The sequence below is a fragment of the Streptomyces sp. SID12501 genome (assembly GCF_010550245.1).
Classification (GTDB): domain Bacteria; phylum Actinomycetota; class Actinomycetes; order Streptomycetales; family Streptomycetaceae; genus Streptomyces.
In genome coordinates this window covers 1-23,081 of sequence record NZ_JAAGLU010000012.1, presented here as the reverse complement: position 1 = coordinate 23,081, position 23,081 = coordinate 1, and the positions used below count along the sequence as shown (strand labels likewise).

The following is a 23,081-nucleotide window of genomic DNA, read 5'->3' as shown; positions in this document are numbered from 1 at the left end:
GGCGGCCTTCTCCGGACAGGGATATACCCACTCAAGTCCCCCCTAGGGATCGTCAGTTCGGGCACACCACGAGAATCGGCCCGAAGAGCGCGATCCTACACCTGTCCCATACACCCCAAAGGGCCACCCTCATAACAGAGGATGGCCCTTTGGGAACTGCTTGCCGACCGTTTACCGACCGTCAGTCGTTGTTGTTGCCGCCCGGCGTCGTCTTCTGGATCTGGAGCAGGAACTCGGCGTTCGACTTCGTCTGCTTCATTTTGTCGAGAAGCAGCTCGATCGCCTGCTGCTGGTCGAGCGCGTGCAGCACCCGGCGCAGCTTCCAGGTGACGGCGAGCTCGTCGCTGCCGAGCAGGATCTCTTCCTTACGGGTACCGGACGCGTCGACGTCCACCGCCGGGAAGATGCGCTTGTCGGCGAGCTTCCGGTCGAGCTTGAGCTCGGCGTTGCCGGTGCCCTTGAACTCCTCGAAGATGACCTCGTCCATGCGGGACCCGGTGTCCACCAGCGCGGTGGCGAGGATGGTCAGCGAGCCGCCGTCCTCGATGTTGCGGGCCGCACCGAAGAAGCGCTTCGGCGGGTACAGGGCGGTCGAGTCGACACCACCGGACAGGATGCGGCCGGAGGCCGGGGCGGCGAGGTTGTACGCACGGCCCAGACGCGTGATCGAGTCCAGGAGTACGACGACGTCGTGGCCCAGTTCCACCAGGCGCTTGGCGCGCTCGATGGCCAGCTCGGCGACCGTGGTGTGGTCCTCGGCCGGGCGGTCGAAGGTCGAGGAGATGACCTCGCCCTTCACCGACCGCTGCATGTCGGTGACCTCTTCCGGACGCTCGTCGACCAGGACGACCATCAGGTGGCACTCGGGGTTGTTGATGGTGATCGCGTTGGCGATCGCCTGCAGGATCATGGTCTTGCCGGTCTTCGGCGGGGCCACGATCAGACCGCGCTGGCCCTTACCGATCGGCGCGACGAGGTCGATGATGCGGGTGGTGAGGATGCCCGGGTCCGTCTCCAGACGGAGGCGGTCCTGCGGGTACAGCGGCGTCAGCTTGTTGAACTCCGGGCGGCCACGGCCCGATTCGGCGGCCATGCCGTTCGCGGAGTCGAGACGGACCAGCGCGTTGAACTTCTCGCGGCGCTCGCCGTCCTTCGGCTGACGGACCGCGCCGGTGACGTGGTCGCCCTTGCGGAGGCCGTTCTTGCGGACCTGGGCGAGGGAGACGTACACGTCGTTGGGGCCCGGCAGGTAGCCCGACGTGCGGATGAAGGCGTAGTTGTCGAGGATGTCCAGGATGCCCGCGACGGGGATCAGGACGTCGTCGTCGGCGACCTGCGGCTCGTTCGGGCCGAACTCCTCGCGCCCACGACGGCCCCGGCGGTCGCGGTAGCGGCCGCGACGGCCGCGACGGCCGCCGTCGAAGTCGTCGTCGTCCTGCGGCCCGTTGTCGCGTGGACCGGTGTCGCGCTGCTGGCGGTCCTGACGGTCCTGGCGCTCGGGACGGTCCTGGCGCTCGGCGCGGTCCTGGCGGTCCTGACGGCCACCGGCCGGCTGCTGACCCTGCTGGCCTTGCTGGCTCTGCTGGGTCCCGCGCTGCTGGGCGGCGCCCTGCTGCTCGTCGGTCTTGTTGCCCCGGCGGTCGCGGTCCCGGCCGCGGTCGCCGCGGTCCCGGCGGTCGCGGCGGCCCTGGCGGCCGTCGGCGTCGGCATCGCCGGCCTGCGTCTCGGCCTTCGACTCGCTCTGCGCCTCGGCGACGATCGTCTCGGGGCTGCCGGCCTCGGCTGTGGCGCGACGCCGACGGCGCTCGGCCGGGGCGTCTTCGCTGGCGGGCTGGCCGGGGATCTCGATCTGCTGCTGGGCGACGGCCTTCTCGGCGGGCGCCTCGACGACCTGCACGGCCGCCTTCTTCTCGGCGGCGGCGGGCGCGGCGTCCTCGCCCGTACGGGCCTTGGAGGTGGCGCGGCGCCTGGGCTTGGTCTCGGCGGCGTCCCCGGCGGGGGCAGCGGCGGCCTTGGGGGTCCCGCCCCCGGCCTGCGCCTCCTTGATGACCTCGATCAGCTGGCTCTTGCGCATCCGCGCGGTGCCCTTGATACCGAGGCCGGATGCGACCTGCTGCAGCTCGGCCAGCACCATGCCGTCGAGGCCGGTACCGCGGCGCCGCCGGGAGCCGGCACCCGTGGCAGGCGCGGAGGCGTCCGTGGAGGGCGCCGCAGCGGTCTCCTCGACACGTGCGCCCATCAGATCGGTGGTGTCGCTCACGAAGGGTCCTTCCCTGGAGCGGACGTCGGCCTGTCTGGCACGGCGACCGGTTTTGCTGTCCGGCTGCGGTCCTTCATGAGTGGACCGTGCCGGGGCGGTGGTCCGCCGAAGCGGCGGAAGAGGTTCTGGTGATGGCGTTTCCCAAAGCCGTGACACTGAGTTCTGTGTCAGGTGGCTTGGTCACACCGGTTCCGGAGCGTGCCCTGAATGCCGCTCAGCGCCTGCACACGACGAAACGAACGCCGCATGAAACACACAGTGGCTTGGGGGGCTCCCGGAAGAAAGTCTGTCCCGGACGGGGACAAAAAGCACCTCGCCATGGTGGGGTCGGGTGCAGACTTGAGGTTAACACTACCGGATCCAACAAACATTCCCCCTCTCCAAATCCGGCAACCGTATGTAGTTGAATGTCGCAGCGTTGAATGTGGCAGCGTTGAATGCCGATGCGCCGGATACGGCGCCGCACGCGCTGTCGGATGCGGCGCCGAACGCGACAACGCCGGATGTCGTAAGTCCCCTGGTGCGTGCCCCGTTGATGTCGTCGCCTAACTCTCTCCGGGGGCCGCGAGCGGCAGAACGCTCGCTCCCCGGGCGTCGAGTCCGAGCCGGTTGGCGGCCCAGCCGTCGCCCGCCAGTCGGGAGACCTTGTCGGCGGTCGCCTCGTCGGCCAGCGCCAGGACCGTGGGTCCCGCGCCGGAGATCACCGCGGGGATGCCGTCGGCCCGCAGCCGCTCCACCAGCGCCGCGCTCTCCGGCATGGCCGGGGCGCGGTAGTCCTGGTGCAGCCGGTCCTCGGTGGCCGGCAGCAACAGCTCGGGACGCCTGGTCAGAGCCTCGACGAGCAGGGCGGCACGCCCCGCGTTGGCCGCGGCGTCGACATGCGGGACGGTGCGCGGCAGGAGGCCGCGCGCTGTCTCCGTGAGCACCGCGTTCCCGGGCACGAACACCACCGGAACGACGGAGCCTGCGGGTTCCATCCTGATCGCCCGGGCGGCTCCGGCCTCCATCCAGGAGAGCGTGAACCCACCGAGGAGACAGGCGGCCACGTTGTCGGGGTGTCCCTCGATCTCGGTGGCGAGTTCGAGCAGGGCTTCGTCGTCGAGGCGGCTGTCGCCACCTATGGTGACGGCCCGCGCCGCGACGATGCCGGCGCAGATGGCGGCCGAGGAGGACCCGAGTCCCCGCCCGTGCGGAATGCGGTTGGCGCACACGATCTCGAGGCCGCGCGGCTGTCCGCCGAGCAGGTCGAAGGCGGTGCGCAGAGACCGTACGAGGAGGTGGTTCTCGTCGCGTGGGAGGGTCTCGCTGCCCTCACCCGCGATGTCGATGTGCAACCCGGAGTCGGCCACCCGGACGACCACGTCGTCGTACAACGCCAGCGACAGGCCCAGGGCGTCGAAGCCCGGACCGAGATTGGCGCTGGTGGCGGGGACGCGCACCCGGACGGCGGCGGCTCGGAACGCTGGACCGGCCATCGCTCGATGACTCTCCTTGAGCTGCGATTTCGTCGAAGACATTCGATGACATGCGATACGACACTGGAGAACGGCTACTGAAAAACGGCTGAGGGCCTGCAGGGAGACCCTCAGGGCCGCTGGGGCAACGCGGCGCCGCGCCATACGCGCGGAGGCATATGCGGCGGGCGGGTTCACCCCAGCTTATCGAAGGAAGGTTCTGTGGCGACATAGGGCGCACAGGAGGCGCACGATGCGTGTCGTAAGCCCCCTGTGCACCCGCCGTAGGGACTCCGTAGGGAGTACCCCGGTTAGGCGATCAGTACCCGGTCTACGCGAGTCCGAGTCGCTCGGCGGCGGTCGCGGCGTCCACCGGGACGACGACCGGCTTCGGTGCGCCCTCGGTGGCCCAGCCCGGGTCCTTCAGGCCGTTGCCGGTGACGGTGCAGACGATGGTCTGGCCCGGGTCGACCTTGCCCTGCTCGGCCGCCTTCAGCAGACCGGCGACGGAAGCGGCGGACGCCGGCTCGACGAAAACACCCTCCTGTGCGGCCAACAGCCGGTAGGCGCGCAGGATCTCACGGTCCGTCACCTCGTCGATGAAACCGCCCGACTCGTCACGCGCGGCCAGCGCCTGCTTCCAGGAGGCCGGGTTGCCGATGCGGATCGCGGTGGCGAGCGTCGAGGGGTCCTTGACGATCTCGCCGCGCACGATCGGGGCACTGCCGGCCGCCTGGAACCCCCACATGCGCGGGGTGCGCCGGGCGATGCCGTCGACGGCGTACTCGGTGTAGCCCTTCCAGTACGCGGTGATGTTGCCCGCGTTGCCGACCGGCAGGACGTGGATGTCGGGCGCGTCGCCGAGCATGTCGACGATCTCGAAGGCGGCCGTCTTCTGCCCTTCGATACGCACCGGGTTGACCGAATTCACCAGCGCCACAGGGTAGTTGTCGCTCAGCGAGCGGGCGAGGGTGAGGCAGTCGTCGAAGTTGCCGTCGACCTGGAGGATCTTGGCGCCGTGGATCAGCGCCTGCCCCATCTTGCCGAGGGCGATCTTGCCCTTCGGTACGAGAACGGCCGAGACCATACCCGCGCGCACGGCGTAAGCGGCCGCGGAGGCAGACGTGTTGCCCGTGGAGGCACAGATGACCGCCTTCGCGCCCTCCTCCTTCGCCCGGGAGATGGCCATGGTCATACCGCGGTCCTTGAAGGACCCGGTCGGGTTCGCGCCCTCCACCTTGAGGTGGACCTCGCAGCCCGTGCGCTCGGAGAGCACCTGCGCGGGGACGAGGGGCGTGCCGCCCTCCCTGAGCGTCACGACAGGCGTGCTGTCGGAGACGGGCAGCCGGTCCCGGTACTCCTCGATGATTCCGCGCCACTGGTGGGTCATTGCTGGTTACTCTCCTTCAACCCGCATGATGCTTGCGACACCCCGCACGGTGTCGAGCTTGCGCAACGCCTCGACCGTTCCGCCCAGGGCGGCGTCGGACGCACGATGGGTGACGACGACAAGGGAGGCCTCGCCGTCCTTGCCGGTCTGCCGAACCGTATCGATGGAAACACCGTGCTCGGCGAACACGGTGGCCACCTGGGCGAGAACACCCGGTTTGTCGGCGACGTCAAGGCTGATGTGATAGCGAGTGACCACATCGCCCATGCCCGAAACGGGCAGCGCGGCGTACGCCGACTCGCCCGGCCCGGTCGTCCCGCTGAGCCGGTTGCGGCACACGGCGACGAGGTCACCGAGCACGGCGGAGGCCGTCGGCGCACCGCCGGCCCCGGGCCCGTAGAACATGAGCTGCCCGGAGGCGTCGGACTCGACGAACACCGCGTTGTAGGCGCCGCGCACGGAGGCGAGCGGGTGCGTCAACGGGATCATGGCCGGGTGCACACGCGCGGTGACGGACTGGCCGTCCCCGGCCCGCTCGCAGATGGCGAGCAGTTTGATGGTGCAGCCCATGTTCCTCGCGGAGGCGAAGTCGGAGGCGGTGACCTCGGTCATGCCCTCGCGGTAGACGTCGTCGAGACGCACGCGCGTGTGGAAGGCGATTCCGGCGAGGATGGCGGCCTTGGCCGCGGCGTCGAACCCCTCGACGTCGGCGGTCGGGTCGGCTTCGGCGTACCCGAGGGCGGTGGCCTCGTCGAGGGCCTCCTGATACCCGGCGCCGGTGGAGTCCATCTTGTCGAGGATGAAGTTGGTGGTGCCGTTGACGATCCCGAGCACCCGATTGACCTTGTCACCGGCGAGGGACTCGCGCAGCGGCCGGATGAGCGGGATGGCACCGGCGACGGCGGCCTCGTAGTAGAGGTCCGCGTTGTGCTCCCCGGCGGCGGCGTGGAGCGCGGCGCCGTCCTGGGCGAGGAGGGCCTTGTTGGCGGAGACGACCGACGCGCCGTGCTCGAAGGCGGCGGTGATGAGGGAGCGCGCGGGCTCGATACCACCGATGACCTCGACGACCACATCAATGTCACCGCGTTTGACGAGGGCGGTGGCGTCGGTGGTGACGAGGGCGGGGTCGATGCCTTCACGCACCTTGGAGGGCCGCCGCACGGCGACACCGGCAAGTTCGACGGGAGCACCGATGCGCGCGGCGAGATCGTCGGCGTGCGTCGTCATGATGCGCGCCACCTCTGAGCCGACGACCCCACAGCCCAGCAGCGCCACCTTCAGCGGACGCGTACGCATCATCGGACCTCGTTTCCTCATACCGTCTACGGTTCATAAGTCTCACTCACCGGACTGAAGTTTCTACCCATCGTCCGGATCGTGAGATGTCTATTTCGTTTTCCGGGCGGCGGAAGACAGGAGATCTTTCGCCGCCTTCCGCGATTCTGCCGTCATCCCCACGTCACCCCACGTCGAGCCGGAGAAGATCCTCCTCGGTCTCCCGCCGAACGATCACTCGGGCCTCCCCCTCGCGTACGGCGACAACAGGCGGGCGCAGCGCATGGTTGTAGTTACTGGCCATGGACCGGCAGTACGCACCGGTCGCCGGCACCGCGATCAGGTCACCCGGTGCCAGGTCGGCGGGCAGGAAGGCGTCCTTGACGACGATGTCCCCACTCTCGCAGTGCTTGCCGACGACCCGCACGAGCATGGGCGCCGCCTCGGAGGTCCGGGAGACGAGAGCGACGCTGTATTCGGCGTCGTACAGCGCGGTCCGGATGTTGTCGGACATCCCGCCGTCCACGGAGACGTACGTACGCAGCCCGTCGAGCGGCTTGATGGTGCCGACCTCGTAGAGGGTGAAGGCGGTGGGCCCGACGATGGCGCGCCCCGGCTCGACGGAGATACGGGGGGTACGGAGCTTGGCCCCCTCGCACTCCCGGCCGACGATCTCGTTGAGCGCCTTGGCGATCTCGTGCGGCTCGCGCGGGTCGTCGTCGCTGGTGTAGGCGATACCGAGCCCACCCCCGAGGTCGATCTCGGGCAGTTCGACCCCGTGCTCGTCACGAATGTCCTTGAGCAGCCCCACAACACGATGCGCGGCGACTTCGAAGCCCGACATGTCGAAGATCTGCGACCCGATATGCGAGTGAATACCGATCAGCTCGAGCCCATCGAGCTGAAGCGCCCGCCGCACGGCCTCGGCGGCCTGCCCACCGGCAAGCGGAATACCGAACTTCTGGTCCTCGTGGGCGGTAGCGATGAACTCGTGCGTATGAGCTTCAACCCCGACGGTGATACGGATCTGCACGCGCTGCCGCTTGCCGAGGGACTGTGCGACGTGCGCGACGCGCACGATCTCCTGGAAGGAGTCGAGCACGATCCGCCCGACCCCGGCGCGAATGGCGGTCTCGATCTCGTCAACGGACTTGTTGTTGCCGTGGAAGGCGATGCGGTCGGCGGGCATACCGCCGGAGAGGGCGGTGGTGAGCTCCCCCCCGGAACAGACATCAAGGTTGAGCCCCTCCTCGTGGAGCCACCGCACGACGGCACGCGAGAGGAACGCCTTGCCGGCATAGAAGACGTCGGCGTCGTCCCCGAAGGCGGTACGCCACGCCCGGGCCCGCTCACGGAAGTCGGTTTCGTCGAGGAGATAGGCGGGGGTCCCGAACTCCTCGGCGAGCCGGGTCACCTCGATCCCGCCGACACTGACGACCCCGTCGGGCGTACGGGTGACGGTCGACGCCCAGACCTTCCGGTCCAGGTGGTTGAGGTCGGCGGGCGGCGCGGAGGGGTGCCCCTCGGGGAGTACATCGGCGTGGCGGGGCCCGGCGGGGTGTGCGGAACGGCTCATGGCTGTGCGGCTTCCTCGGTGATGTCAGAGGTATTTCGATGTCAAAGGTATTCGGGTGCGTCGATACCGAGCAGGGACAGGCCGCCGGCCAGCACCGTCCCGGCGGCTTCGACGAGCGCGAGCCGGGCCCGGTGGGCGGCCGAGGGTTTCTCGTCGCCGAGCGGCAGCACGGTGGGAAGGAAGGCGAGCGTGGCATCGGCAAGGGTGACGAGATGCCGGGCGAGCCGGTCAGGGGCGCGATGGGTGGCGGCGCCGAGGAGGACGCGGGGGTGGTCGGCGAGGGAAGCAAGAAGCGAAGGTGGTACGTCGGTGAGGTCACCGGCGTACGCGGTGAAGCCGAGGTCGGCGGCGTTGCGACCGAGGGCGCGGGTACGGGCGTAGGCGTAACGCACCCGGAAGAGGGGGTTGCCCTCCCGCTGGACCAGATGCTCGGCGCCGATACGGGGCCGGTCGTGCGGCGCGGGATGAAGGAGGGCCCAGCGGGCGGCGTCGGGACCAAGGGTGGCGGGGTCGCGGGGGGCGGGCGGAAGCGTGCGGAGGTCGAGGATCTCGACCTCCATTCCACCTTGTTCACCCTGGTGACCCTGTTCGCCCTGTTCACCGGTGCCTCGATGGAGATGAATGCGGGCGCCTTGGGTGGCGACGATGCGTGCGAGCGCGTCGGCGACGACTTCGGCCCGGGGTTCGTACGCGACGGGCAGCCGTACCGACAGCACCTGGCCGGCGAGGGCGTCGCTGTGTCCGTAGCGCAGGCCCTGGGTGAGGATCTCGCGTACGAGGGCGGCGGGGGCGGCGCTGTCGAGGCTGATGTTGAGGAATCCGGGCCCGGTGATCTCGACGCCACGGACGCCGGGGGCGGCGCTGATCTGCTCGCGCAGCACTTCGGCGACGTAGCGAGGGGTGCGCCCGGCGGGCCTGGCCAGCTGCAGCGCGATGTTCGTGGCGTAGTCCCCGGAACCACCGGGTCCTGGCGCGGCGACGACGGCACGTTCGGGGACGGCGACACTCAGCTCTCCCGCGTCGACAGCACGACGTACCGCGCACAGCACGGTACGGGAGAGCTCGACGGGGGTCACGGGACAAGCGTATGGGAGGAGGGGGGTGGGTAGGCGACTGGGTTTGCGGGTGGGGGCGGCTGTTCCGGCATGTGGACGGAGGGGGCGGACGGGGACAGGGGGTGCGGGGAGACGGTGCCGGGGGCCGGCGGGGCGGTGCCGGGTTCGGGGCGGAACGGTGCCCGGGTCCTGGGTCCCGGCGGAGAAGTGCCCAGGTACAGGGGGGCGGGGCGGTACCCGGGTCAGCCGACGGCGCCTCGGCCGGCGCGCTCGGCCTCAGTGGGGGTGCCGAGGGAGCCGATGGCTGGTCCGAGGGGCGGTCCGAGGGCGCTCCCGAACGAAGCGTCGTCCCGCCCACGCGCGGCCAACTCCTGTACGAGGCTGATGAGTTCGGCGGGATCGAAGGGCTTGGCGAGAAACGCGTCGACGCCGACCTCGAGACCGGCCTCGACCTCGTACTGCGTACATGCGCTGATGATGGCGAGGGGCAGGTCGCGCGTCCGGGGGTCGGCACGCAGCCGGGCGGCGGTGCGCAGACCGTCGAGGCGAGGCATCGCGACATCGAGGGTGACGACATCGGGGCACACCTGATGAACGACATCCAGACACTCGGCACCATCAGCCGCGGTCACGACCTCGAAACCCTCCAGTTCGAGGTTGACCCTGATCAGCTGCCGGATGACCTTGTTGTCGTCTACAACAAGCACCCGGCCGGACACGCCTGGCACAAGTCGAGGGTAGGTCCAGACCGGCCACCGCGTCCGGCTTTTCCCCACTTCCACGGGCGCGATCGAGCTCCGGCCAGGTCCGCCACGACCTCCAAAACCCGTTCCTGATCACCCCGAACGAGCTGGTAGGGTTCTACTCGTCACCGCGCAACGCGCTGGACACGCCCCCGTAGCTCAGGGGATAGAGCAACGGCCTCCGGAGCCGTGTGCGCAGGTTCGAATCCTGCCGGGGGCACTCGCCAGTCAGCCAGCAAGAATCATGCTCTGACCAGTGCGGATGCCGACATGAGAGAGCGGGAGTCAGTCTCACTGACTCCCGCTCTTTCTTGCTCTCTCTCACTGTTCACGCACTATCTGCGATACACCCCCGATACGCCCCTCAGGCCGCGTCGCCCTCTTCCTCCAGAGCCTTTGTGATCTTCGCGTTGGCCGCTTCCTCGTGTCCGTCGATGCAGCCGTGATACCGGCGGTGGATCACCTCTGGCGAGTTGCCGACCCGCCGGGCAATCTCAGCGATCGGGACCCCTGCGTTCAGCCACCGCGTGATGCAGGCGTGCCGTAGGTCATACGGGCGTCCGGCGAGCGGCGATTCGACACGGTCCGGCGGGAGGGCGAACAGTCGTGCTTCCTCCCACACACGCCAGTACGTGGATGAGCCGACGACTCCCCCGCGCTCGTTCCCGAACACGCGCCCTTCCTTGGCGGTCCCGAACTCCTTCAGGTGGGCCCGAAGGATGGCGACGAGGACGGGAGGGATCGGGACCGGACGGTCCGTGTCCGCCTCGCGCGCCTTCAGCCCCCGGCGGTCGTGCCGCTCCCCCGAGTCGGTCCACTGCTTGCCTGAGACGGGACGCGTCTCCCGCAGCGTCAGCGTGCCCCAACCCGACTCCGGGAGGTCGCAGTCGGAGAGCCTCATCCCCACCGCCTCAGCGGGCCTCAGCCCCGCGTAGTAGAGCACCCCGTAAAACGCCACCAGGCGCCGCCCACGATTGCGGTCCCATGAGCCGACGTACGAGACGGCAGTCAGCAACTGGCGCCCCTGTACGGCGTTCACGAGGACACGTCGGTCCACCACCGCACCGGAACCCACGCGCTTCTTGTGGGCCCCCTGAAGTGGGTTCTCCGGGAGTTCCTTTGTGGCCACCGCGTGTTCGAGGGCGGTGTTCAGGGCGCGGCGGCGCCGCTTGTGCGTCTCCCCCGCTGCCGGAGTGCCGTCCAGTCGATAGCTGAGGCGGTAGAGCACGTCTTCGAACACCCCCGCGTCGGCCAGGTCGGCAACCGGCCGGTCCTCCGTCGTGAGCCACTCGTACGCGGCCTTCAGTTCGGCCGGCGGATCGTCCCCCGCGTTCGCGGGAACGGTTCCCCACCGGAATGCCAGCCGTAGGTGCGTGTCGTCAGGGGCCCCCTCCCGCTTCACCATGGCCAGCGCCACCGCCGCAAGCCCGTCCGCCATGCCCTCACGCGTCTTGGCGGCGCTCATGCGCCACCGCCCTGCCAGGTACTTCCGGCAGAACTCGAACCACCGCAACGACGGCTCGGCCTCAGCCGCCGTTGCCGCCGCGCGGACTTCGGACTCAGGCTGTCCACTGGAGATCTCGAACGCTTCCCCCCGGCGCATGGCCTGCCGGAGCTCCGAACGTCGGCTCTCGGCAAGTGCCGACGTGGCGAACGTCGCGCTGTTCACCTTCCCGCCTACAACCCAACGGAGTTGGTACGGACGCGCCTTCCGGTCGACCCTCGTGACCTTCCACAGCCGGACATCGAGGGAGTACCCCGATCGGGCCGACCCGTGCGGGCGAACGGCGGGGGTGGTGTCTTCAGTCGTGCTCACGCAGCGTCCTCCCGCTCGGAAAGCCAGCGCTCGTACTCGGATCGGCGGATACGCACGTCACCGTTCGGCAGCTTGATGGCGCGGGGGCCCTTCCCGAGTTGGCGCCACCGGTAGAAGGTCGACGGGGCAACCTTCAGATCAGCGAGCACCTCAGAAACGGTCATCTTCTCGTCCATCGGGCGGGCGCTCATGCCGCCGTCCTCTCGGATTCGATCGGGTCGTGCGGGGTCGATTCGGGCAGGCCACGGGGCGACCGACGCGCGGCCGAGTCGGGCGGCCAACTGGCCGCGTGGATCGGGTGGTTGGCGTGTGCGAGTCGGGCCAGTAGCGGTAGATCGGTCGGGCGGATGACGGGGCGGGTCGGGTCGATCTGGCGCAGCAGCAACAGGGCCAGGGAGAGCGGGAAGCGGTCGCCCTTGCGGTGGTTGCAGTCGAGGCAGGCCAGCACGAGCGCGGTGACCGTGGCCGTGCGCCACAGCGAGTTGGGCACGATGTGGTCGAGCGTCGCTTCCCCCTCGGTGGCGAACGGGCGACGGCAGTAGGCGCAGCGCAGTCCGTGGCGCTCAGCGAGTTGCCGCCGACGCAGGCGGCGCGTCTCGCTCTTGATCCGGCGAGCGGCCGTGGTCACGGTCACCACTGCGCCCGCAGCGACCGCGTCCACGTGCCGTCAGGGCCCGCCGGAGGGGTCGCCCCCACCTCGTAGCCGCCGCCGTCCAGACGGACGATGAGCGGGGACGGCTGGCGCCTGTCGGCACGCATCAGATCGAAGCAGAACCGGCGACGGCGCCAGTCGGGCAGGGCCTGCCGATACAGCCAGTCCCGCCCCGGCGCCATGGCCGTCACGTCCTGGTGTGACGCGTCCGTGACGCCGGGCGTCACGCAGGTCAGCGCCGGGACGAACTCCCACCCCATGGCCGCACCCAGCCGCATCAACGTCTCGGTGGGGACCAGGGCGGCGCCCTGCCGGATCGCGCGGGAGACCAGCAACGGGGAGCGCCGGAAGGTGTCGGGGTCGACCTGGTGGCGGTAGGCGTCCGACAGGTACAGGGCCACGGCCGCTTCCCCGACCGTCATGGGACGCGATCGCGCGCCCTCGTACCAGAACGACAGGGCCAGCCGGTAGGCGAGCACCCAGCACAGCGCCACCTCCCCGTACTGTCGGGGGTTCATCTCGACGAATTCGGCGGTGACGGAGTCGACACGGGCCGGACCGAACTTGCGTACGGCCGCACTCAGCGCCGTGTGCACGACGTCGGTGTCCGGCACGGGCACGGCGAACTCATCCGCCCACGCCTCGAACAGTGCGCCCGCCGCCTGCTCCGTCGTCAGTTCCCGCCCGACGGCGGGGATAGTGGGCAGGGTCGCCCCCGCCCGACACCGGTCCCTCTCCACGAGAGGGATGACCGGCGTCGGTGCGGGCGCCACCTGCGCGTACAGCGCGCTCAGAGCGACGTTCACGCGGTGGCCCCCTGCGCCGCGCTCAGGGCGGACGTGAGGCGTTCCACCATGGCGGCCAGGTCATTCACGCGGGCCCGCAGGTCGTCCCCGGCGGTGTCGCGCCGCTGCGCGGTGAAGCCGAGTTCCTCCGGGGTAGCCCGGTACAGGGTGCTCAGCAGGACCCGGTACGTCTCGCCCGGACGGCGCGCCCCGCGCTCCCAGTCGGAGATGTACACCTTCAGCGACGACTCGGAAGCGATCTGCCAGTCCCAGTTGTCCGCGAGCAGCAGCAGCGCCCGCACGACCTTGTCCTGTGACCAGCCACGGGCTACCCGCGCCCGCCCCAACGGCGAATCCGCCGACTGCAACTCCGACGGCTGACGCGGCACCGTGCCTACGACCGTCACGGTCAATTCAGGCAACATGAAAGAGCCCCTTCGAGGGTCGGGGGGCGGCTGACTGCTTGGCGGTAGGGAGCCGCCCCCTGTTCTGAGCCCCGGTGAGCTTGCTGCCGGGGCTTCCCTGTCGGCACAGATGAGCAGGCCTAGGCCTATTGGTCCACCTGCTCAACTTGTTGGTACAAGCCGATGTGCTGATGCTGCCCTGCCGGAGCGTGAAGCGTCAAGAGGTGAGGTGCGTCATGTACCAACAAGTTGCACGAGTGCGTCATGATGGGGGTATGACCCAGCAGCCGAAGTACCACCAGGTAGCCGATGTCCTGCGCCGTGACATCGTCGGCGGCACGTATCCGCCGGGGGCTCGTCTGCCCTCAGAGAGCGACCTTCAGGAACGCTTCGACGCGTCCCGGAACACGGTGCGAGCTGGGTTGAAACTGCTGGCCAGTGAAGGGCTGATCTCATCGAGTCAGGGACTCGGGTACGAGGTCCGGAAGCACGAGGTGTTCGAGCTGAACGCCTCTCGGTTCGAGAACCTGAACTTCCCGCAGAACGGCGACTCGTACAGCACCGACGTGACGAACGCCGGGCGCCGGCCGCATCAGACCTTCCGGGTGGAGATGACTCCCGCGTCGGAGTACATCGCTCAGCGGCTCAAGGTCGAAGCGGGAGACACGTCGGTGCTGCGCTTCTGTCACCGATTCGTAGATGACGTGCCGTGGTCGACTCAGGCCACGCAATACCCCGAGTGGCTCGTATCCAAGGGTCCGCGACTCACCGAACCCGGCGACATCGCCGAGGGGACAACCCGCTATCTGGCGGGGTTGGGCATCGAGCAAGTCGGCTACTACGACGAGATTGCTACACGTATGCCAACGCCGGATGAAGCCCGTTTGCTGGAGATCGGGGCAGGGGTACCGGTGCTGCTGTGGACGCGCACAGGTTACTCGCAGGAGCGGCCCATCCGATGCACGGTTACGACGTTCCGGGGCGACCTGAACCGGATGAACTACGAGATCGGCGACCTGTCCGCCAGGAGCGAGAACGAGCCTCAGTGAAGATCACCCCAGCCGCGCCGGACGACTTGCCCAAGCTTCTCGCATTCCGCCAAGAGGCGGCTGCTTGGCTCGGCAAGCTCGGCACTGACCAGTGGAGCCGCCCCTATCCGGCTGACCTACTGCTGGCCACCATCAAATCCGGTGCCGTGTTCATGGTGCGCGATGGCGAGGTGACCGCAGCGACCATCACCCTGACGCCTGACGCTGAGGAAGGGCTCTGGGCAGAAGAGAAACTCAGTGAGCCGTCCATGTTCGTCAACAAGCTGACCGTGGCGCGGACGCACGCAGGGCGGAACCTCGGCGAACGACTGCTGGACTGGGCAGGGGATCGCGCGTACCAGGCTCAGGCGAAGTGGCTCAGGCTCGATGCCTGGACGACGAACGAGGGACTCCAGCAGTACTACCTTCGTCAAGGGTTCGAGCACGTCCGCACCGTCCGCGAGGGCGGAGCCGTAAACGGCGGACCGCGCGTCTCGGGGTGGCTGGCCCAGCGCCCCGCTCGGCCAGCGGAGCATGGATTCGTGGACGCGACACCCGCCCCTCAGTCGCTGCCCCTCACGTAGTGACTCTGTGTCGGTGCCGCCTCGGACAAGAAGAGCAGATCGGATGGGGCCCGCAGTAGTTGCGCCCACAATGCTGTGGGTCGCGGACCATCGCGGACCACCCCGTTTGACCTGCGGTTTTACCGACACCCGTATGCGGACCATCGCGGACCACCCTGCCGCCGGGGAGTGGTCCGCAATGGTCCGCACGGAGACGGCACAAAACCGCAGGTCACAGCTTTGGTCCGCGATGGTCCGCGACCCACAGCATTGTTGCGCCAACCTCACCTGTGGAACGACGGGCGGTCCTTCCCCGCCCTCTTCCGGGAGGTCCGCCACGTCCGCCACGCCGCCACAGTGCAGGCCAGAGGGGGTGATCGCGTGGCGGATCGCTCCCGTGTGGCGGATCGATACCGCCACGTGGTGGTGGAAGAGCTGAAAGGACCGCCCTGCGGGCGGGCGACCTTCGGGCGCCTCAGCGGTCGGGGGTTCCGGCCGGACGGCGGCTGCGGCGCCGCCGGGCATCAGAGCGGCTCTTAGGAGGGGGGCGCTCCCCACCCTCTCCAGAGTCCGCTACCTGCGCTACCGCCGCTACCGTGCAGGTCAGGGGCCTGTTTTGAGGTAGCGGACGGGGTAGCGGTAGCGGATACACCCACACCCCGCCGCGCTTGGTCTTGCCTTTGCGGTCGGTCTTGAAGGCGTGGCCCATGCCGTCGCACTTGCGGCAGTCGCCGAACGGGCTCAGCCCACGCTTAGAACTGTAACAGAGTGTGATAGCGAGTAGGCAGGCGATAGCAAGGAGGGCAAGGCCCATCAGGGCCTCTCAGGCAGGGTTCCGGAGGTTTCCGCAGGTGAGCCGCTAGCCGCTAGCAACCTGATCAGACATGGTTTCGGTCGCTAGCAGGGTCGCTAACGTTAGCGACGGCTACCGCTAGCGTTAGCGACCCTTGAGGGCTATCCGGCGTCCTGCTTTTCGTTGCGCTGCGTAATCGTGGCGGCGATGTCCGCGCGCTTGATGCCGAGCTGGCCTGTTCGCCGCCGGACACTGCTGGACCTACTTTCTGATCTATCGCGACTCAAGCGACTCAGCGCGTCTCAGTGCAGGTCAGGAGGGGACCCGTGGGGCAGGTATCGCGACTCAGGGCAATGCGGTCCGTAGGGTCAGTGACGCCTTCCAAGGGGGCATCAGGGCCGGCGGTCGGGCCACGCCCCCTTGGAAGGCGTCACTGGCTCTTCAGGGGGGAGGTCCCGCCGGCGCCCCACTCGCTCCCCCTCTGAAGAGCTGTGGTGACCCCACGAGACGGACAGCCGTCGACTGTGCTTGCCCCATGTCGCCGTCTGCCCGCCTGGATTGCCGCAGACGGCCTTTACCTTGCGGGGGCCCTGCCCTGCCCCCCAGGTAAAAGCCGTCTGCACGCACGTCGGCGGTGAAGAGAAGACACCACCCCCCGCCGGGCGCGGGGGTGGTGTCTTCAGCAGTCCGTGAGTCGCGATGCGCATCTCAGGCACACCCTCTCTGACCTGCACTGAGACGCGCTGAGTCGCTTGAGTCGCGACTCAGCGCAATGTGTGCGGAACCTGGTGCGGGGTGTGGGTGTATCCGCTACCGCTACCCCGTCCGCTACCTCAAAACAGGCCCCTGACCTGCACGGTAGCGGCGGTAGCGCAGGTAGCGGACTCTGGAGAGGGTGGGGAGCGCCCCCCTCCTAAGAGCCGCTCTGATGCCCGGCGGCGCCGCAGCCGCCGTCCGGCCGGAACCCCCGACCGCTGAGGCGCCCGAAGGTCGCCCGCCCGCAGGGCGGTCCTTTCAGCTCTTCCACCACCACGTGGCGGTATCGATCCGCCACACGGGAGCGATCCGCCACGCGATCACCCCCTCTGGCCTGCACTGTGGCGGCGTGGCGGACGTGGCGGACCCTGGAGGAGACGGGGCGGCCCCTCTTAACCGGGGGCGCCGCACGGGGGTAAGCGGAATCATCTGGAGGACTATCCAGGGAGGCAAAGACACCCCCTGGCGGATGCCTTCAAAAGGGGGTTTTGGAGGTCTGACCTGCGCGCCTCCCCGCCTCCCTGATCGTTGATCTATGCAGGTCAGATACGGGGAGGCACCCCAGGGAGGCACTCAGGGAGAACTCCCCGCCTCCCTGGCGCCTCCCCCGCCGCCTCCCCGTAGAAACGGAACCTGTCGCGACCGGTTCGAGGGCGAAACGATAGCTGTCGCGGTGGCTCTTCAGCGGGGAGAGCCGAATCGCCGGCGGGCCCCATGGCTACCCTGGGACCATGACGACTCGGGAAGAGCTTCACGCGCTCATCGATCGCGTGCCGGATGACGACCTCGACGCCGTGGTGCAGACCTTGCGGCCGTTCGTAGGGCCCGCGTCCCGCCCGGCGCGACCCTCGTTCATCGGCATGGGCCGGTCCGGGCACTCCGACACGTCAGCGCGTGCTGACGAGATTCTGCGGGAGACAGGGTTCGGCGAGTGATCGTGGTCGACACGGGCCCGCTCGTGGCTCTCGCGGACGCAGACGACGACCACCACGCGGCATGCGCCCGTTGGTACGACAGCGTCCACCCCCGCAACCTCGTGATCCCGGCGCCTGTCATCGCGGAAGCATGCCACCTCATCGGTACGCGCTGCGGAGCCCAGGTGGAGGCCGCATTCCTGGACGCGCTCGCGTCCGGACAGCTCGGCACGGTCACGGGCATCATGCCCGACGACATCGAGCGCATGGCGCACCTCGTGCGGCAGTACGCCAGTCTGCCGCTCGGGGGCACGGACGCGTGCGTCGTCGCCATCGCGGAACGCTGGCAGGCAAAGCAGGTGGCCACCGTCGACCGGCGGCATTTCAGCGTCGTACGACCCAACCACGTACCCGCGTTCGAGCTACTGCCGTACGACCTGTAGCCCCGCGTGGCGGGCCCTCTCCGACCGCGCACGGCGGTAGGTCGCTCCTGCTTCGCACTATCTGCGATACAGGACAGCTCCGCCCTCCGTCCGTGATCAAGGAAACAGCTGGTCAGAGCCCATTCGTAAGCCGAACTCCGAATGTGCTCCGGAGCCGTGTGCGCAGGTTCGAATCCTGCCGGGGGCACCTTGCAGCTACCAGCACGATCAAGTCGCTGACCTGCACGAGTGCCACGTATGAAGAGTCGGATTCAGTCTCACTGAGTCCGGCTCTTTGTCGTTGTCTGTCACTGTTCGCGAGTGAGTGGCGAGTGAGATCTCAGCAGCGGGGGTGTTCCTCTGGAGGGACAGGCTGAGCTAGGACGTTGGCAAATCGACCGTGCCCAGTGCGGCTGCCCCTCACTGAAAAGCCGCAGGTAGGCGTGTCACACCCACCGGAAGGGTCACACCCCAAGTGTGAACTCGCAGCTCTGTGCTGGTGCGGCCGTCCCTCTAGAGGAACTAACACCCTGCATGGGAGCGCATCAGGACGCAACGCAATCATCATCTGTGTCAGAGGTGTGTCGCACGGACCCGCTGGCTACGTGGAGACCGTGCGGGCACAGCGAAGATGGCGGGCGCACCCACCGTTATGCCTGCAACAGCCTCAATCATCATGTTTGGCGATTGATGCAAGTTGATCAATAGAGGCCGGTAGACTCCCCACCTCGCACGGACCATCGGGGGACAGATGGGTGACTACTTGCAGACGACTCTCCTCGCTGCAACTTTCCTCACCGGCCTTGCTATGCAGTCGCTCACGCGGCAGAGGCGAGACCGCTTCGACTATGAACTGCGTTTGGAACGAGAGCGTTTGCGTTCCCTGGTTGTGCCAGCTGCTGCTGAAAGTTCCGAAGCAGGTGACACTGAAAAAGAAGATCAACCGGATGAGTCCGAGCAGGATGCAGACCTTGACGACTCCGAGAAACCAAGGAATCTCGTTGAGAAGTCGAGCAATAAACCTAGCATGTCGCCTCAGACACTCACGCAGAGAGTGGATGACGATAAGTTCGCTGAGCTACTTATCGAATATTACGCGTACGGGCTGACGCAGGCGCGAAGTAGCTTCGTGACAAGTCAGCGATTTGCTGGGTTTGGCGCTTCTATCCTCCTGATCGGAATTGCAATTGCCGTCTGGCGTGCTGAAACGTCGGGTGATTTGTACCTTGGCGTTGTGACTAGCTCGGCAGGCGTTGTAACGATGTTGATTGGCCAGCTTTTTCACCGTAGAGCAGATATTGCACTGCGCCATATGGCCACTCAGACAGACGGACTTCGTGATGACATGAGAGCCGAACGATCGACCGAACAAGCGCTCGCCCTGCTGACTGATGTGGGCGATCCGAAAATCAAGGTGCGACTGCAGGCAGGCTTGATCATGAAGCTTGCTTCATCATCAATGCCGTCACTTGCGGAAAATTCCGTCGCGCCCGGACAGCGTGAGCTAAATGGAACACAAGCGGCAGCGTCGGCAGACGGATCGGTTGAGGCGAGTCCTCAGTAGCGGGAGGGGCGATAGGCAGCATTCCTAGCCGGGCACGGACTAGGCCGAACAGCCCATCGCGGTTCCGGTCGCTCTGCCGCTCACCAGACGACCGCTCGGTCGACTTGGTTGTGGCCGACACGCCTACCTGCGACTTTCCAGCGAGGGACAGCCGCACCGAGCACGGTCGATTTGCCAACGCCCCAGCTCAGCCTGTCCCTCCAACGGAGCTACACCCCAGCAGCGGTCACCGCGCAAGGATCACCCTTCGGCGCTTTTCTTCTTGGGCGCCTCACCCCACCCCATCGCCTGTTCGATCTTCTTGTTGTTCACCTCCTCGTGGCCGTCGATGCAGCCCTCGTAACGCCGGTGGATGACCTCCGGGGAGTTGCCCGCACGACGGGCGACCTCGGCCACCGGGACACCAGCGGTCAACCAGTTCGTGATGCAGGTATGCCGAAGGTCGTAGGGCCGGTGCGCGAGCGGAGAATCCGCCTTGTCCGGTGGGAGTGCGATGGGTCTTGCTTCCTGCCACACCCTCCAGTAGCTGGACGTCCCCAGCACGCCACCGCGCTCGTTGGCGAAGAGCCGGCCGTCCTTGGCCGTACCGAACTCCTTGACGTGCTCACGGAGCATCGCGACCAACAGCGGCGGTACGGGCACAGGCCGGTCTGCCTTGACCTCACGCGACTTGAGCCCCCGCTTGTCGTGGCGCTGCCCCGAATCGGTCCACTTCTTGCCGGACACCGGGCGGGTTTCCCGAAGGGTGAGGGTCCCCCATCCCGTCTCGGGCAGATAGCAGTCCTTCTCTCGCAACCCGACCGCTTCCGCCGGCCGCATTGCGGCGTAGAGCTGACAGCCGAAGAACGCGACCAGTCGACGGCCACGATTGCGGTGCACGGACCCCACGTACGAGACGGCCGTGAGAAGTGAATTCCCCTGAACGGCATTGCCCAGGACCCGAGGATCCACCACCTCACCACCCGTGGATCCGATCCGCTTCACGTTGGCGAGCGGGTTTTCGTCCAGGTAGCCCGATTCGATCGCGTGCTCCATTGCGGTGTTGAAGCCGCGGCGGCGCCGCTTGTACGTCTCCCCTGCCGCTGGGGTGCCGTCCAACTTGAAGGAAAGCCGGTACTGGACATCCCGGAGCATTCTCGGGTCCGTCAACGCGGACAGCGGAAGAGAACGGTTGGCGAGCCACGTGCAGACGGCCACGAGGTCGGGCGGGGGCTCTTCGCCCTTGTGGGCCGGTACGACAGTCCAGCGCACGGCCAGCCGCACTTCCTCGGGTGTCGGTGCCTTCGCTCCGTCGCCCATCATGGCGATCGCCACTGTGGCCAGGCTATCGGCGATGCCTTCACGCGTCTTCGCTGCTGTGGTACGCCACCGCGCTGCCATGTACTCGCGGCAGAAGTCCCACCATGACGGATCCGGCCTGGTGTTCTCTTTCGCCGCTGCGGCCCGGAGTTCGGAATCTGGCAAGCCGGTGTCCACATCGAACGCCTCGCCCTTGCGCATGGCTTGCCACAACTCCGAGCGGCGACTTTCAGCGAGTGCGACCGTGGTGAAGCTGGACGCTTTCACCTTGCCCGCGACCGTCCAACGGAGCTGATACGGCGCCTTCTTGCTCCTCACCTTGTTGACCTTCCACACCCGTACGTCGGTGGAAAGGGTGGGGGCCGGTGTCTCAGGCCCGGACGGGCGCCCGCCGTTGCGGGCGGCCTTGGTCTCGCTGGCCTTGCGGTGGTTCACGCGGATTCCTCCAAGGTCTCCATCCAGCGATCCAATTCGGAGCGACGGATGCGCACCGAGCCGTTCGGGAGCTTGATGGCCTGGGGGCCCTTCCTGAGCTGCCGCCAGCGGTAGAACGTGGAGAGCGGTACGCCGATCTCTTCGATGACTTCAGGGATGGTCAACTTCTCGTCGCGGGGCTTGGCCACGACTCCTCCTTGGGCGAGAGAGCAAGCAGGTGGGGAGCGGAGCGTCTGCGGGCCGCCACAGAAACCACGAAATACACAGAAAGCCGGGGCGGGTGCTCTGCAGTTCGCGGAAAACCTGACGGACCGCCAGGCTGCCCACGCCGTACGCGCGAGAATCGACTGGAAGTACTTGCTCGGCCTCGAACTGGCCGACCCTGGCTTCGACTTCACCGTACTGACGGGCTTCCGCGACCGACTCCTGGCCCACGGGCTGGAAGAGAAGATCCTGGACTCGCTGCTGAAACGGCTCAACGAGCTGGGGCTCGTGTCCGGCCGGGGCCGACAGCGCACTGACTCTACGCACGTGCTCACCGCGGTGAGGGATCTCAACCGCCTGGAGTTCGTCGGCGAGACCCTGCGGGCCGCCCTGGAGGCGGTTGCCGTCACGGCACCCCAGTGGCTCACCTCCTGGATTCCCCGAGGCTGGCAAGAAAGGTACGGAGCCCGCGTCGACTCCTACCGACTGCCCAGCGACGAAAACGAGCGAACCCAACTGACCTGGCGCGTCGCGGCCGACGGCTACCAGTTCCTCGAAGCGGCCTTCGCCACCAGTGCCCCCGCCTGGCTGCGGCAGGTCCCTGCCGTTGGCATCCTGCGGACGGTATGGCTCCAGCAGTTCCAACGCACGATCACGGACGCAGGGCAGGAGGTGGCCTGGCGGGGGAAGGACAATCTCCCGCCCAGCAGAGCACGGATCACCTCGCCCTACGACCCCGACGCCCGTAACTCCGTCAAGCGCGGTTCGGCCTGGGACGGCTACAAGGTCCACTTCACCGAGACCTGCGACGCCCGGGAGACCAGCCGACCACACCTGATCACTCACGTGGTGACCACGGACGCCACGGTCGGCGACCCCGTGGTCGTCGACGAGATCCACGACCGGCTCGACGCCAAGGGCCTGCTGCCGGGCGAACACCTCATGGACGCCGGCTACATCTCCGCGGAACTCCTGCTCACGGCGCCCAGCCAGCGAGGCGTCCGCGTTATCGGCCCAGTCCGACCCATGACCCGCCGCACCGTCCAAGCAAGCGGCTACGACAAAGCATCCTTCACCATCGACTGGGACGCTCATCGGGCAATCTGCCCCGACGGCTCCCATAGCCGTTACTGGACCGAGGGCCTCGACAACAACCAGCGACCCGCGATCCGCATCCGCTTCGCCACCGAGACCTGCGCGCCCTGCCCCTCCCGCGGACAGTGCACCAACTCGACACGCTACGGTCGCCAGCTCACCGTCCGCCCGCAAGATCAAGACGCCGTTCTCGAACACGCCCGCGCCGAGCAGTCCACAGAGGAATGGAAGGCCGTCTACGCGATCCGCTCCGGTATTGAGGGCACAATCCACCAGGCGGTCACAGCCACCGGCGCGCGCAGAACCCGATACGCAGGACTGGGGAAGACCGCCCTCGCGCACATCCTCACAGCCACCGCCGTCAACCTGCTCCGACTCGACGCCTGGTGGACCGGACAACCACTCGCCCCCACTCGGACATCACACCTCGCTGCCCTCGACCTCGCCGCATAAGCAATTGGGCAACGGGGTCCCTCGACAAAGTCGAAGATCGCGGTGCGGGCCGCGGCCCGGTTGAGCCAGGTTCTCGTGTCGAGCAACTCCCGTTTGATGGTGGCGAAGAACGACTCGGCGAGGGCGTTGTCCCAGCACTGTCCGG

General features: G+C 67.8%; 20 protein-coding genes, 1 tRNA gene and 1 pseudogene. 7 read left to right on the top strand and 15 right to left on the bottom strand.

The features are described 5' to 3' along the window. Positions 1-181 precede the first annotated feature (181 nt). The 7 genes from rho to G3I71_RS16035 all read right to left on the bottom strand — a co-directional run bounded on the left by rho (position 182) and on the right by G3I71_RS16035 (position 9,738). The gene (rho, locus tag G3I71_RS16065; protein ID WP_164315303.1) at positions 182-2,260 is read right to left on the bottom strand and encodes a transcription termination factor Rho; all 2,079 of its coding nucleotides are present in this window, start codon (positions 2,258-2,260) and stop codon (positions 182-184) included. 545 nt (positions 2,261-2,805) lie between these two features. Then, a complete protein-coding gene (gene thrB, locus G3I71_RS16060; protein ID WP_164315301.1) occupies positions 2,806-3,735 on the bottom strand; it encodes a homoserine kinase in 930 nt (309 codons plus the stop codon). A gap of 310 nt (positions 3,736-4,045) precedes the next feature. Next, complete coding sequence (gene thrC, locus G3I71_RS16055; RefSeq protein ID WP_164315299.1) at positions 4,046-5,104, bottom strand: threonine synthase; 1,059 nt, start codon at positions 5,102-5,104, stop codon at positions 4,046-4,048. 6 nt (positions 5,105-5,110) lie between these two features. Further along, the gene (locus G3I71_RS16050; RefSeq protein WP_164315296.1) at positions 5,111-6,403 is read right to left on the bottom strand and encodes a homoserine dehydrogenase; all 1,293 of its coding nucleotides are present in this window, start codon (positions 6,401-6,403) and stop codon (positions 5,111-5,113) included. Between the two features lie 160 nt (positions 6,404-6,563). Then, entirely contained in the window at positions 6,564-7,955 is a 1,392-nt protein-coding gene (gene lysA, locus G3I71_RS16045) for a diaminopimelate decarboxylase (RefSeq protein WP_164315294.1), read from the bottom strand. Positions 7,956-7,996: 41 nt separating this feature from the next. Continuing rightward, positions 7,997-9,031 (bottom strand): ArgS-related anticodon-binding protein NrtL, encoded by a 1,035-nt coding sequence (gene nrtL / locus G3I71_RS16040; protein ID WP_164315292.1) that lies wholly within the window; start codon positions 9,029-9,031, stop codon positions 7,997-7,999. 221 nt (positions 9,032-9,252) lie between these two features. Then, positions 9,253-9,738, bottom strand: a complete 486-nt coding sequence (locus tag G3I71_RS16035; RefSeq protein WP_343242972.1) for a response regulator — start codon at positions 9,736-9,738, stop codon at positions 9,253-9,255. A gap of 163 nt (positions 9,739-9,901) precedes the next feature. Here G3I71_RS16035 and G3I71_RS16030 point away from each other — a divergent pair. Beyond that, positions 9,902-9,973: transfer RNA gene (locus G3I71_RS16030), tRNA-Arg, on the top strand. A 144-nt stretch (positions 9,974-10,117) separates the two neighbouring features. On the opposite strand, the gene G3I71_RS16025 is transcribed toward G3I71_RS16030, so the two are convergent. The 5 genes from G3I71_RS16025 to G3I71_RS16005 are packed head-to-tail and all read right to left on the bottom strand — an operon-like array spanning position 10,118 to position 13,431. Beyond that, on the bottom strand, positions 10,118-11,569 hold the full coding sequence (locus tag G3I71_RS16025) for a site-specific integrase (protein ID WP_343242971.1): 1,452 nt from the start codon (positions 11,567-11,569) through the stop codon (positions 10,118-10,120). Then, a complete protein-coding gene (locus G3I71_RS16020) occupies positions 11,566-11,760 on the bottom strand; it encodes an AlpA family transcriptional regulator (protein WP_164315289.1) in 195 nt (64 codons plus the stop codon). The genes G3I71_RS16025 and G3I71_RS16020 overlap by 4 nt, the downstream gene beginning before the upstream one ends. Further along, complete coding sequence (locus tag G3I71_RS16015) at positions 11,757-12,197, bottom strand: HNH endonuclease (protein WP_164315287.1); 441 nt, start codon at positions 12,195-12,197, stop codon at positions 11,757-11,759. The genes G3I71_RS16020 and G3I71_RS16015 overlap by 4 nt, the downstream gene beginning before the upstream one ends. A 2-nt stretch (positions 12,198-12,199) precedes the next feature. Continuing rightward, complete coding sequence (locus G3I71_RS16010) at positions 12,200-13,027, bottom strand: hypothetical protein (RefSeq protein WP_343242970.1); 828 nt, start codon at positions 13,025-13,027, stop codon at positions 12,200-12,202. Continuing rightward, a complete protein-coding gene (locus G3I71_RS16005) occupies positions 13,024-13,431 on the bottom strand; it encodes an XRE family transcriptional regulator (RefSeq protein ID WP_164315285.1) in 408 nt (135 codons plus the stop codon). The genes G3I71_RS16010 and G3I71_RS16005 overlap by 4 nt, the downstream gene beginning before the upstream one ends. Before the next feature lie 254 nt (positions 13,432-13,685). On the opposite strand from G3I71_RS16005, the gene G3I71_RS16000 reads away from it, so the two are divergent. From G3I71_RS16000 to G3I71_RS15980, 5 genes are all read left to right on the top strand, one after another. After that, positions 13,686-14,459 carry a GntR family transcriptional regulator gene (locus tag G3I71_RS16000; RefSeq protein WP_164315284.1) on the top strand — a complete coding sequence of 258 codons (774 nt, stop codon included), beginning with the start codon at positions 13,686-13,688 and terminating at the stop codon, positions 14,457-14,459. After that, positions 14,456-15,022 (top strand): GNAT family N-acetyltransferase, encoded by a 567-nt coding sequence (locus G3I71_RS15995; RefSeq protein ID WP_164315282.1) that lies wholly within the window; start codon positions 14,456-14,458, stop codon positions 15,020-15,022. The genes G3I71_RS16000 and G3I71_RS15995 overlap by 4 nt, the downstream gene beginning before the upstream one ends. Before the next feature lie 2,259 nt (positions 15,023-17,281). After that, positions 17,282-17,485 (top strand): hypothetical protein, encoded by a 204-nt coding sequence (locus tag G3I71_RS15990; protein ID WP_164315281.1) that lies wholly within the window; start codon positions 17,282-17,284, stop codon positions 17,483-17,485. Beyond that, positions 17,482-17,907 (top strand): PIN domain-containing protein, encoded by a 426-nt coding sequence (locus G3I71_RS15985; protein ID WP_164315279.1) that lies wholly within the window; start codon positions 17,482-17,484, stop codon positions 17,905-17,907. Before G3I71_RS15990 ends, G3I71_RS15985 begins: the two co-directional genes overlap by 4 nt. A gap of 730 nt (positions 17,908-18,637) precedes the next feature. After that, on the top strand, positions 18,638-19,450 hold the full coding sequence (locus tag G3I71_RS15980) for a hypothetical protein (protein ID WP_164315277.1): 813 nt from the start codon (positions 18,638-18,640) through the stop codon (positions 19,448-19,450). Positions 19,451-19,690: 240 nt separating this feature from the next. Here the strand turns inward: G3I71_RS15980 and G3I71_RS15975 are convergent, their stop codons facing one another. Then, positions 19,691-21,085 carry a site-specific integrase gene (locus G3I71_RS15975; RefSeq protein WP_343242980.1) on the bottom strand — a complete coding sequence of 465 codons (1,395 nt, stop codon included), beginning with the start codon at positions 21,083-21,085 and terminating at the stop codon, positions 19,691-19,693. A gap of 95 nt (positions 21,086-21,180) precedes the next feature. Beyond that, on the bottom strand, positions 21,181-21,372 hold the full coding sequence (locus G3I71_RS15970) for a helix-turn-helix domain-containing protein (protein ID WP_164315275.1): 192 nt from the start codon (positions 21,370-21,372) through the stop codon (positions 21,181-21,183). Between G3I71_RS15970 and G3I71_RS15965 the strand changes: the two genes are divergently transcribed. Then, a complete protein-coding gene (locus G3I71_RS15965; protein ID WP_343242969.1) occupies positions 21,329-22,936 on the top strand; it encodes an IS1182 family transposase in 1,608 nt (535 codons plus the stop codon). The two genes, G3I71_RS15970 and G3I71_RS15965, sit on opposite strands and share 44 nt — an antisense overlap. Positions 22,937-22,956: 20 nt before the next feature. Here G3I71_RS15965 and G3I71_RS51115 read toward each other — a convergent pair. Further along, positions 22,957-23,081: pseudogene (locus tag G3I71_RS51115) on the bottom strand (integrase core domain-containing protein); the annotation flags it as partial.

What these genes read in the sequence shown, in the direction of transcription:
- G3I71_RS16000 (WP_164315284.1), top strand. Translation starts at nt 13,686, where the DNA reads ATGACCCAGCAGCCGAAGTACCACCAGGTAGCCGATGTCCTGCGCCGT.
- G3I71_RS16050 (WP_164315296.1), bottom strand. Translation starts at nt 6,403, where the DNA reads ATGATGCGTACGCGTCCGCTGAAGGTGGCGCTGCTGGGCTGTGGGGTC.
- thrB (WP_164315301.1), bottom strand. Translation starts at nt 3,735, where the DNA reads ATGGCCGGTCCAGCGTTCCGAGCCGCCGCCGTCCGGGTGCGCGTCCCC.
- G3I71_RS15980 (WP_164315277.1), top strand. Translation starts at nt 18,638, where the DNA reads ATGGGTGACTACTTGCAGACGACTCTCCTCGCTGCAACTTTCCTCACC.
- thrC (WP_164315299.1), bottom strand. Translation starts at nt 5,104, where the DNA reads ATGACCCACCAGTGGCGCGGAATCATCGAGGAGTACCGGGACCGGCTG.
- G3I71_RS16005 (WP_164315285.1), bottom strand. Translation starts at nt 13,431, where the DNA reads ATGTTGCCTGAATTGACCGTGACGGTCGTAGGCACGGTGCCGCGTCAG.
- lysA (WP_164315294.1), bottom strand. Translation starts at nt 7,955, where the DNA reads ATGAGCCGTTCCGCACACCCCGCCGGGCCCCGCCACGCCGATGTACTC.
- G3I71_RS15990 (WP_164315281.1), top strand. Translation starts at nt 17,282, where the DNA reads ATGACGACTCGGGAAGAGCTTCACGCGCTCATCGATCGCGTGCCGGAT.
- G3I71_RS15965 (WP_343242969.1), top strand. Translation starts at nt 21,329, where the DNA reads ATGACTTCAGGGATGGTCAACTTCTCGTCGCGGGGCTTGGCCACGACT.
- G3I71_RS16020 (WP_164315289.1), bottom strand. Translation starts at nt 11,760, where the DNA reads ATGAGCGCCCGCCCGATGGACGAGAAGATGACCGTTTCTGAGGTGCTC.